9 protein-coding genes are annotated in these 10,485 nt (G+C 60.2%); 1 reads left to right on the forward strand and 8 read right to left on the reverse strand.

The annotated features are described in order from the left end of the window. Positions 1 to 44 precede the first annotated feature (44 nt). The 7 genes from RNA01_RS22260 to RNA01_RS22290 form a co-directional block, all read right to left on the reverse strand. Positions 45 to 1,886 carry a TniQ family protein gene (locus RNA01_RS22260; RefSeq protein ID WP_147182307.1) on the reverse strand — a complete coding sequence of 614 codons (1,842 nt, stop codon included), beginning with the start codon at positions 1,884 to 1,886 and terminating at the stop codon, positions 45 to 47. Positions 1,887 to 1,915: 29 nt separating this feature from the next. After that, positions 1,916 to 2,788: an ATP-binding protein gene (locus tag RNA01_RS22265; RefSeq protein WP_235916844.1), complete on the reverse strand. Its 873-nt coding sequence runs from the start codon at positions 2,786 to 2,788 to the stop codon at positions 1,916 to 1,918. Between the two features lie 94 nt (positions 2,789 to 2,882). Further along, positions 2,883 to 5,063 carry a TnsB C-terminal domain-containing protein gene (locus RNA01_RS22270; protein ID WP_147182309.1) on the reverse strand — a complete coding sequence of 727 codons (2,181 nt, stop codon included), beginning with the start codon at positions 5,061 to 5,063 and terminating at the stop codon, positions 2,883 to 2,885. Between the two features lie 51 nt (positions 5,064 to 5,114). Next, positions 5,115 to 5,660 (reverse strand): protein kinase family protein, encoded by a 546-nt coding sequence (locus RNA01_RS22275; protein ID WP_235916845.1) that lies wholly within the window; start codon positions 5,658 to 5,660, stop codon positions 5,115 to 5,117. A 121-nt stretch (positions 5,661 to 5,781) separates the two neighbouring features. Next, entirely contained in the window at positions 5,782 to 5,973 is a 192-nt protein-coding gene (locus RNA01_RS22280) for a hypothetical protein (RefSeq protein WP_147182311.1), read from the reverse strand. A gap of 323 nt (positions 5,974 to 6,296) precedes the next feature. Then, positions 6,297 to 8,222: an AAA family ATPase gene (locus tag RNA01_RS22285; RefSeq protein ID WP_147182312.1), complete on the reverse strand. Its 1,926-nt coding sequence runs from the start codon at positions 8,220 to 8,222 to the stop codon at positions 6,297 to 6,299. A 42-nt stretch (positions 8,223 to 8,264) separates the two neighbouring features. Further along, positions 8,265 to 8,882 (reverse strand): hypothetical protein, encoded by a 618-nt coding sequence (locus RNA01_RS22290; protein WP_147182313.1) that lies wholly within the window; start codon positions 8,880 to 8,882, stop codon positions 8,265 to 8,267. 471 nt (positions 8,883 to 9,353) lie between these two features. Here RNA01_RS22290 and RNA01_RS23805 point away from each other — a divergent pair, with 471 nt between their 5' ends. Further along, positions 9,354 to 9,509, forward strand: a complete 156-nt coding sequence (locus RNA01_RS23805; protein WP_170253613.1) for a hypothetical protein — start codon at positions 9,354 to 9,356, stop codon at positions 9,507 to 9,509. A 512-nt stretch (positions 9,510 to 10,021) separates the two neighbouring features. On the opposite strand, the gene RNA01_RS23935 is transcribed toward RNA01_RS23805, so the two are convergent. Further along, the coding region (locus RNA01_RS23935; RefSeq protein WP_210245803.1) for a hypothetical protein at positions 10,022 to 10,485 on the reverse strand (464 nt) is incomplete at its 5' end.

The raw sequence follows: 10,485 nt of genomic DNA on the forward strand, positions 1-10,485 counted from the left end.
CCCCGAAACCGGAGCCTTTGAAACCTTGGATATGATGATGGGGCTTATGCCGCCACTCGGTCGAACGTGAACTTCTCGAGATCGCTCCGTCGATAATATCGTCCCGTCCGGCTTCCCGGTTCGAAACTCGGCTCGATGCCGAGCAATTCCATGCGGCGCGCGACGACATCGGCACGAGTGCCATAGATAGAAGCGATCCCGGCGATCGAGATATGAAGACGTTGGAATTCCTCAAGCGCCTCGGGTTCGATGAAGAACTGCTCCCGGTGCGACGACTTGTTGTATTTGGCGACCGCCGGCAGAAGTTCGGCGGTCACGAGCGGATACACTTTGTACTGCGTGGTCTTCAGGATGGCTGCGGCCTCCTTGATGCTCAGGAGGTCAACGCCGATATCCTCCTTGGCCGAGCGCCGCCGCTCTGACTGCAACTCTTTCCAGTCCACGAAAAGGTTCGAGAAAACCGTGGTACCGTCGGCCCGGGCGATGCCATTCACCTGACCGTCCAAAATCATCTGCACCAGTTCCCAGAGCTGGCGGTTGCATCTATGCGCGGCCTGGACGACTGGCATGAAGCTTTCAAGATCGGTTCGGCTCTGCGCCCTTTCGAAGAGTCGGCTCTGAAAATTGCCCAGGTCCTCCTTGCGGATGCGCGTGTAGACCCGCTGCCCGTCTCGTTCGTCCTCTACCCTGCGGAGAAGTCCTGCCTCCATGATCTCGTGCAATCTCTGGCGGTTCAACCCGAGAGCAGCTTCCGCCTCCGAAATGGTAATCGTTTCCCGGGCCGCCGACAGGATAGGGCGGGCTAGCTCCGCATCGAAGCACGCTCTGCCATTGGGAAGGCCGGAGGGCAGCATGATTCCTGCATTTCGCAAAATTTCGATCACCCTGTCTTCCATCAGCCCGTATTCCAGGCCAGCGGAGCGCACGGTGTGGAGGTATCGCCGACGGGTGGGGATGATGCAAAGATCGCCTTCGCCCAGCGGCATGTTTCTCTCAGCCACATCCTGGAACAGCTCTACAAGAGACGCGAACGCCGGAACCTCCCGGTTGCGACGAAGCCAGCGCGGGATCGGATCGAGTGCAGCACGCACTTCGGACGCCGCGGGGTTCATTTCCTGGATGATGGCCGAGACCCGCTCAGTGATAGATTCCTCGCCGAGCTTCACGGCGAGGAATCCGCGCTCGGCAACTTCGAACTCACCCTGTCCAGTGTGGTTCAGCCTGCCTTTCCAGTGGCGACCGAGAAGGCGTCCAAAATGCTTGCTGAGGTCCGCGACGACATACGCCTCGAGGCCATCGAGGAAGTCGCAGGCCTTTACTCCTTGGATACGGCCCATCAGGTACAAATCCAGTTTCCTCGTGCGAAGGTCGTCCTTACTTCCGGTGTTGTCGGCGAACACGCGCGGGTTGGTTCGGACGTAAGAAGCGAAGTCGTCCTGTCCGCTTTCGCAGGCCACTTCCGTAATGCGTGAGCCGTGGATTGGGCATGTCTGGATGGCTCTCGTTTCCCACCATGCACGGACATAGGGACGGGAGATGATACGGCCTTCTCCATTTCGAAGATCGTCCCGGACGCATCCAATGCAAAAACGGTGGGCTTTGCCGCGACGAAACTCGCGGCTGAACACCGCGTCTCCCAAGTGGAAACATAGCGTTCCGTCGAGGGTTCGCGTGGCAAACCGGGCAAACCTTCCACCTTCCTCTCCGGACCACTCTTCCAGAAGTGCCATCGCCTCCGCGTCGCCGCGCGAGATCGCAAGCGCGCTTGTTTCCGTGCAATCGAGGAAGGCGTCCAGCGAAGGATAGCCGTTCGCCGCGGCGAGGCGGGATACGAAACCAAGCGGCGTTTCATTGTCGTGGAACATGATCGAGACCGGGAGCTTCATCGGGACTTCCTTTGCTGAAGAGGTTCGTGCTAGGCGAGGTCCACAAGCGCGTGGCCTGGCACGAGGTCACGCCAGCGGGCGGCGGTGAAGACGTTGTCGCGGGGCAGGCATCCGGTATCGCGCTCGTAGTTACGGGCAAATTCCTTGATCGATACCGATTTGCGCTCTCGCTCGAGCGCGCGAAAACAAGCCTCCTGCACCATCGCGATCATCGATCCGAATGCGCCGTTGCCAGCAAGGCAAAGCTTCTCAGGAAAATCTCCCTCGAGAAGTTCCGCAGACAAGGTCAACCCACATCCCTCGGTGGCCACCTTCTGGAGGATGCTCTCGATCCATTGGGCATCCGCGGGGCAACTGAGTGCGTCGTACCGCAGAACGCGGGAGCGATTGGCAAGCTGGGGGTCGCCCTTCAGCAACTCCGCAAGTTCGGAAACCCCGGAATAGATCGTGTGCAACGGCCAATCCGTAATCTGGGTCAGGCTCTTGAGCGTGTCCTGGACGTGACGGATCGCGGAGGCGGTGTTGTGCCGCATGACGTGTTGCATCTCGTCCACGTGGAGGAACTTAACCCCACGCTCGCGAAGCTGGGACTTGAGGATCGCGAAGAGCGCGTGTTCCGTCATGCGCTCCCTGGTGGGCAGCCCCATCGCCGTGAGGATCGTGATCGCCAGGGCTTTCGTGTTGCAAGGCCGCGGCGCGTCGATGCTGAGCACGGGCGAGACGGTCTCTCCGTGTTCGTTCCGATACGGGCGGAATTCCGGCATCGTCGCGAAATGGTGCTGAAGCGAGCGGGTCTTGCCGCTGCCCGATTCACCGATAACGAAAAGGGCGCGCCGTTTGGAGCCGGCACCCAACTCGCAATCTTCAACGTTGACAGCCATCTCCCTCAGATAGGAGGCCAACCTCGTGTCGCGACCCGTCGTGAGATACCCGGCGCGAACGCTCGCCTTGATGGCGGCGAATGCAGTAGTCTCGATGTGCCTAGCGTCGGTCATGTCAGTCGTCCCCGTTGTAGTCGAGAGTGGAAACGATCGGGATCGGCCGCGACGGAGGTCCCTCCTCGGTCGGAGGAGTGACCACGGCGGCGGATTTCAGGTGGTCGATGGGCAAGGCGCGTCTCGGGGGGCCGCGGAGAGGATCGACGGGCGGCGACATTTCCGACACGAGTTCGGGTAGAGGACCCGCACGTCGCATGCCGGCTTTCCAGCCGCGCATGACTTCACGCTCCATGCGTTCGTGTTCCTCGGCACCGGGAATGGCGGGGCTCAGATGGGCGCGAACAGTCGCGGATTCTCCGGCGCGCCGCAGCCTGTTGACGGCATCGTACATCGCCGCCATGCCGTCCTCGGCCTCCGTGGCGTTGTGCGCGAGTTCTTCCTTGCGGGCCGCGATCCATTCGGCGAGCGTGATGTCGTCATTGATGCCGATGGTGTTCTCCGCGGTGAACCAGCCCTCGTCGCCCTTCACGGCAATCCAGCGGACATTCTCGGGATCGGTCTTGATCTCGAACTCCTTCTTGCCGTGGCGCATGCGCTGGACGTTGAGTTCGTCGCTTCCGTAGGTGATGCCCTGGTAGATGATGCCATCGTCCGAGATGAGACGCTTCGAAGGCACGCCGAAGATGTGGAGCATCTCCTCGTCCGACGGCACCTGCCTTACGCGATACTCCTGCGTGGCGCGGACCCAGGCATTGTGCGGGGAGTTCCCGCCGAGCGAGGCATGCGGCTTGTTGTGATAGATGTCGCAGATCGCGTAGGTGAACATCCGGACAAACTCGTCCGTGGTCAGGGAGGCAAACTCCTCCGGCTTGTAGTCCCCCTTCTCGGCAACGGAGCCAAAGGTGCGGCCATCGAAGAACTGTGCGATCATCGGACCGATCGAATGGAAAAGGCTCTCGATGAACGGACGGCGTGCGGGGTCTCCGGCAGGCGGGCAGGTAGTGCCGACGAGTGCGGCCTTGAAGACCGCGCGCGTGGGCTCGGCAATGAACGCCGATCCGTTGTCCGAATAGACCTCCTTCGGTCTCAGAATGCCGATCCATGGCGTTTTCGCGCCTACCGACTGCGATAGCAGTCGCTTGTCCGACATGATCATGCGAAGCGCCGAGATGGCGGCGTTCGCTGTCGGATTGAATGCCGCCCTGAAGGCCAGGACATACCGGGTCGCCACGTCGATCGCCGCCACGAACCAGATGCGCACCTTCGGGACGTTTGCTCGCACCTTCTCGGGGAGGCCTTCGTACAGCCCGGTTTCCACGAGAAGCGTCATGAGATCGACATTCACTTCGTCGATCTCAACCCGTTGGCCGGGAGCCAGGATGTCGTAGGTCCGCAGGTTCCTCGCGTACTTGTCGATTGCCCATTTCTCGCCGTGGCGGCTCGCGTCCTTTTCGAACTCGTCAAACCGGTTGATCATCGACTCGAATTTGGTGCGCGAAACCATGTGCAGTTTCGTCGTCCGCGTCTGGTTGGTCTCGAAAAGTTCGGCCCGATAAAGCAGGTAGCAGTGGGCCTTGGTGGGTTTCTTGCGCGACAGGTAGCGTCGCGCCCCACGGTAAGCGACCGCCAGGCTCTCGGGGCAGCTCATGAAGAGGCGTTTGCCGGGGCCGTGATGACGATGCGCCAGTGCGAGCGTCTTCCTCCCGCACCCCATGTAATCGGCATAGTCGCGGTTGAACTGGCGCACCGACGGAGCGCCAAACGCTACGGCCCCTCGATCACCGCGCTTGCGACGCTCACCCTGTGCGCCTCTGTTGATCTCCTCGGCCCATGCGTCGAGCAGAGGCTGGAGCTTCTTTTCCGAGCGCGGGAGCGTTTTCCCAACTCTGAGGCACTCGTCCTCGTAGCGCAGGATGAGTTTTTCACGAAAGCTTGGCAGGACGCGCTTCTCGGGATCGAGGTCTTCGAAGGTCTCGTCGCCCCAGATGAGGCGGAGCTTCTGTTCGGGAACGCTGTTGTAGCCATAATGAATGGCCGCCCGTTTCTCCGTCAGCAGGCGATGGATTTCCGCATGGCCCATGAAAATCTCGCGGCCATCGTCCTCGTGGCGCATCACGTAGCCATCGCTGTCGGCACGCAACGGAACATAGTTCTGGCCACCGCTGGTGAAGCGGTCGGTATCGTCCATCTCGACGATCGAGTGGTGGTATACGCGGGCGGGCAGAGCGTAATTCGGCATCGAGGTCTCTTTGCTCCGTTGGAAACGATAGGGCGGCGCGGGAGAGAACGATCAGGACGGCACGGTCAGCCAGGTCAGGGCGGAGATACGCCCCGGGGAGAGCGGGACCAGATGGCCGTGATCGATGAGCTGCCACACGGCATCGCGTCGCGCTCCGATGTGCGCGCAATCGCGGAGCAACTCTCCGAACCGGAAGCGACCGACGAGACGCATGGCGATGGAGCGGGTGATTTCGTACTCGACCTCGTCGAAATGCTCCCGAGCGCGCAGGATGTCGTGGGCGTTGTAGAACGTCTCGTAGGTCGCATCCTCCTCCGTCATGAGGCGGAGGTCGTCTGCGACATGGGAGAAGTCATGCCTTGCGATCCGGTCGAACATGTCGAGGATTTGCGTCCGCTTGCGGGCATGCTTTACCGCGACTGCCACGCGGTAACCGTCCTCGAACACCACATAGTAGTCGAAGGTGTGGTCGTGGACTACGCCATCGTCGTCTGCGAACGGCAGGATCGGGAACTGGGAATGGAGTTCCCGCACGTCCCGCCGCGCCTGAATGACGGTCGAGACGCGGTGTTCAAGCTCGCTTTCGTGGAAAACCACGGTGCCGTTGAAGATCGTGAACCCGCGGGCGGTCTTTGCCTGGCGAAGCGCCGGACGCCGAGTGGCATGTCCTTCGGTCGGCTCGTTCCAAACGAGCGGGGTGTCGCGGCGCTGGCCGGCATCAGCGCCGCCGCGGTATTTTACAGCCCCCTGCCTCGGTACGGCCGTGCTTCACCTTGAGCTGGAGAACGGGAGCATCGTACTGGCGCGAAGATGCGGACATCGGCACTGCCGTGCGGCGATGGCTGACAACAAAACCGAGTCCGGCCTTCTTGAGCGCGATGTTACGGGCGACCGTATGGGTGATGTTCATGCTCGGCTCCTTCCACCTTGTCACTACGCGACAAACAAGACTGGCTGGAGGAGATGCCTTTTCACAAAGAGGACTAGCCTCGTTCGGAGAAGTCAAAACCTCCTATTCGTAGTATGAGCATTTCGCTTCTCCGTTTTCGTCCGCCCGGTCAGAGGCGTTTTGATCCTGAGCCATGGTGCACTGTTCTGATGCACGTCGGCGGGACCGGCTACCTACGCGTCAAAAATTAACAGGTTCTTAAAATTTGGACTGCGCACGCGTGCTTTATTAACTTTTTCGCTGCCGAGCCTCCGGAGACGAAGCTCGGCAGCGCCCGCTAGCCGTCAAGGGGCGACGGACGCGGTATCTCCGGAGCCTTTCAACAACATCGCCCGAACCTCGTCGCCAGTGACATGACCACGGGTTACAAGCCGATCTACCAGGAGATCGAGGTCGGTGCGCTTTTCGCTCAAAATCCCGACAGCGCGCTCGAACTGCTTGCGAAGGCGGGATTCGACCAGCCGCCGAAGCTCGGGATCACGTCTGCGGATGCTCTCCAGTGGATGGCTGCCGTGGCCGAGTTCCACCGACAGCGTCGCGCCAAGGCCATAGTGGCGCTCGGCGCGCGTTGCTAAATCCGTGGCGAGAGCAAGGTCCGAAGCAGGGGCTCCTCCCGCGCCATCGCCATGGAAACCAAGCATGACGGTCTCCGCCGCGATGCCGCCAAGAAGCACGGCGATCCTGTCGTCGTAGTGCGCGGACGTCCCGAAGATGCCACTGACAGGTTCGAAGCTCGCGCGACCGGCACTCTGTCGCGCACCACCTACGGGAACGTCACGCTCGATGTGAACCCCGATCAGCACGTCACGACCAAGCAGTACGCCGACGATGGCGTGTCCGGCCTCGTGAACGGCAGCGTGGCGAAGTTCGCTCGTTGTCAAGACGTATCGCTTCGGCATCACCTCCAGAAGCAGGCTGTCGGTGATGGCGGTATGCCGTCTACGAGCGAGACGACGGACGTCTCGGGCAAGCTTCTCGATGTCGGCACCGGACCATGACCGGGTTGCTGCAACCACCTTTCTCAGGTCGCCCTCGATCCTCTGACCCCTCAAGTGCTGGTGCAGGATGCCCAGCCTTGCGGCCGCATCGGGGAGTGGAATTTCGATCATGGTTTCGAGCCGACCCGATCTAAGCAGGGCGGGGTCGATGCCGTCGGGATTGTTCGCCGCTCCGATGACCACGACACCGTCGCGGCCCTCGGATGGGTCAAGGCATTCGAGCAGGCCGTTGATGACCTGCCGACGATAGTCGCGATGATGGTCATCGGAGGTTGGACTTTCGCGATCACCGAAGGAGTCGAATTCATCGATGAAGAGCAGGCTTGGCGCACGCTTCTTCGCCTCTTCGAAGACCGCTCTCATGGCCTTCAGGTAATCGCCGAGGTGGCCCCGCGCCTGCCACTTCGCGGCCGATGCGGTGACAAGAGCAACATTGCAGGTCGCAGCCAAAGCCTTCGCATAGGAGGTCTTGCCGCAGCCTGGCGGGCCGTAGAGCAGCGCGCCGCGATCGACGTCTTCCCATTTGATCTCTCCCGCCCGCCATGCACTGAGGTCCTCGGCCAGCTGGAGGCCCCAGTCCTTGGCCTTTCCGTAACCGTGCATTTCTTCAAGACGCACAGAGGGTGATTTCTCTTTCGATGCGGTCGGCTTCGGCTCGACGGGTCGCGCCGCAATGCGCTTCATCTGGCGTACAGAACTCATCAGCGGCCGCGTTTGCCTGACTGAAACCAGGATCGCGTCGAGTGATTTGGTCGACAGGAACTCGGCGTGCTCGCGGGTCATACCCGGCATCTTCGCCTCCCGGGCCGCCGCGACGAAATGTTCGGGCGTGGGCCTGCCCACGTCCTTGACCAGATCGGCACCTGCCAGAAAGTCGGCGGGCAGGTATTCGCGTTTCTCGGTGACGACAACCACCTGGCGGGCGAACTTGATGCGGTCGTAGACCGTCCTTGGATCGATGGTGGACTCGGTGACGGTGAATACCGCGGCGGTATCGTTACCATACTCATCGACATGCGCGGGGTCCTGGATGAGGCCGGACACCGCACGCCGATAGTAGTCAGCCGTGTCCTCTGGGGCGATGAGCACGGCGATAAAGGCGAGGTTCTCGCGGCGAAGGAAAGGCCGAAGGGCATGGCGGGCTCCGCATCGTGCCACGGCAATGGCGAGCGGCGGTGGCGACTTGGGACGGATGATCGTTTTGTAGGACATCGAGAGATTCTCCAGAGGCGACGGGACGATAGCGGTGTCGTCTCACCGGGATATCCGCCGCACAGCCGTCTCGGGGCCGAGTGGCGCGTCATCGAGATCGACCTCGACGTAGCCATGGAGAATGAGGGATGCGATCCCCGGGACGGGCCGCGTTTCCTGGAAGGCCTTGAGGCATTCCGCCAGCGGCAGGGAACCGTGTTCGTCGAGTGCTGCCAACAGGCGGAGTCGATCCCCGAGGGGCGTGACGGTTCCGGCATAGCGCAACAGGTCCCTTGCGTTCCGCAGCCTGAAACTGTCGTAGACTTCGGCTCGCTCGAGTAGCCTGTAGCGGGCGTTCAGGTGCACGGCTTCCGACGCAATGTCGGCAACATCGGCCGAAACAATCCGGTCAGGTGCATCGAGATAGAGGATGCCACCCTCCTCGTCGAAAACCTGGAAGTCGGGAACATGGGCGATCCCGCCAGCGCCGAACGGCATCGGCATACAGCGCCACGATGCCACCGACGGGTTGACGTCCAGCAGGCAGCCGACATCGCGGGCCGCCTGAGAGCGGAACAGCCGCACACCGTCGCACTTCACGGTGCCGGCAGGATGATAGCTTCTGATCGACGCGGAGTTTCTGGCGGCGCGCAGCATCGCGGCCTGCTTGGCAATTCCCATGGCATCCTCGGTCAAAAAGGGTTGGACGTCACCGCGATCATCACGGCAGCGAGGGTCAACCTATTCGTATGAGGCGGTGCCAATTTTGGTTCATAAAGGAAACAAATAGCGAACAAAAAGCGAAAAGCAACCGGGCCCTGCAAAAAAAGTTTCGTCAACTTTTTCGGGAGGTGCCCGGTTGACACACCGAAAATCCGGTTTATCTGTCGACGGCCTGAGCGACGTCCATTCCGCTCAAAGGACAAAAATCGATGCCCCAGGTTCGCAGGATCAGCGCGCGAATATGACGGTGTCGGCTCACGCCGTCTCGGCGTTTTCCGCATTCGTCATTCATAAGGGATGTTCAGCATGTCCGTTAGCCGTCTCCCGTTTCGAATAGGTAGCTGATCCCGCGAGGGGTCGCCGCCTTGCTTCAATTCGATTGAGAACCACACCCGCCGCCATCGGCGCGCGGAACAGGAGACACATGCCATGTTCAGTGCCAACCGCATCATGTCCGACTACATCGTCGATATCGCCGACGTCAGCACCTATGGGTGCGATCCGATGTCCTTCGAGGACCTCAGGGAGGAGTTCGAGGTCTTGTCCATGCTCGATGACGAATTCGATGGGCTTCTTTGCATCTAAAGTCTCTGTCATCAAACCAAGCAAAGCTCCTGTCAGCGATGACAGGTGCTTTCGGCGAAATTGTTGTTTCTTGCGGTTCTCACTGGTGACTTCGTGTCAGAGGAGAACACAATGCTTACAATCCCCACTACGCTGTTTTCGGCTGACCTCGCGACGGCTGGAATGCCTGAGTTGCTCGAGCTAAATGACGCAATCTGCAGGTATTGGTCGTTCCGACACCCAGCCTGTGAACGCCCCGATCATATCGGATGGTTTCACCTGGAAGGTGGGGTATGCAGGAATTTCTGGCGTGATGATCGTTCACCAAGGTTGCCCGAGGACATCTTGGGGCAATTTGGAGGAAGGTATCAGGGTTGCTTACTGGAGTTCCGAAGGACCATACCAGAAAGCGACGGGTGGATATCGTTCAATATGCGTGGTGACGCAATCGAAGGCGCGCGAGGTTCTCTTGAGACGCCGCGGATATGGTCCGCTATGGCGCTAAAAAACGCGACAGAATGGGTCTCTCGCGACTATCTCTCAAAGAAACAAAATAGTCGGGGGTCCGCGACTAAAAATGTCGCTTGATCAGTCTGATCTTTGGTACCTAGAAAATAGACCCATACCGCGTTCTGTGACTTGGCTCTGGCGAGTTCTTGCTGGTGTCCCCTCCAATGCGACACCGTATTACGAACGGCTTCAGCCTGGCGTTCTGTAAGCGCATCCAGTGAAAATCGTAGCGTGTAGAACTGAGTATTGCCGTGATTTTCGCGAAGACCAGCGTCGAGTGTTAAAGCAACTGATGAGGCGGTCTCCACGAGAGCATTAAACCTTATCCTTGCGAAAAGAATGCGATCAGAGAGAACCAATGCCTTCTCAGGACGCGACGTGCGCAACTCCCAGAAAGACTGACGGTAGGTTGATCGATGACGCCCAGGCAATTGCAGGGGTTCGTTGTGAAGCTCTGGTTGATGGATATACGAGTAAGCAATGAGGG

The organism is Paenirhizobium naphthalenivorans (assembly GCF_007992095.1).
Taxonomy (GTDB): Bacteria; Pseudomonadota; Alphaproteobacteria; order Rhizobiales; family Rhizobiaceae; genus Allorhizobium; species Allorhizobium naphthalenivorans.

Coding starts and splice junctions, on each gene's coding strand:
- RNA01_RS23805 (WP_170253613.1), top strand. CDS start 9,354: ATGTTCAGTGCCAACCGCATCATGTCCGACTACATCGTCGATATCGCC.
- RNA01_RS22285 (WP_147182312.1), bottom strand. CDS start 8,222: ATGTCCTACAAAACGATCATCCGTCCCAAGTCGCCACCGCCGCTCGCC.
- RNA01_RS22260 (WP_147182307.1), bottom strand. CDS start 1,886: ATGAAGCTCCCGGTCTCGATCATGTTCCACGACAATGAAACGCCGCTT.
- RNA01_RS22290 (WP_147182313.1), bottom strand. CDS start 8,882: ATGGGAATTGCCAAGCAGGCCGCGATGCTGCGCGCCGCCAGAAACTCC.
- RNA01_RS22270 (WP_147182309.1), bottom strand. CDS start 5,063: ATGCCGAATTACGCTCTGCCCGCCCGCGTATACCACCACTCGATCGTC.
- RNA01_RS22280 (WP_147182311.1), bottom strand. CDS start 5,973: ATGAACATCACCCATACGGTCGCCCGTAACATCGCGCTCAAGAAGGCC.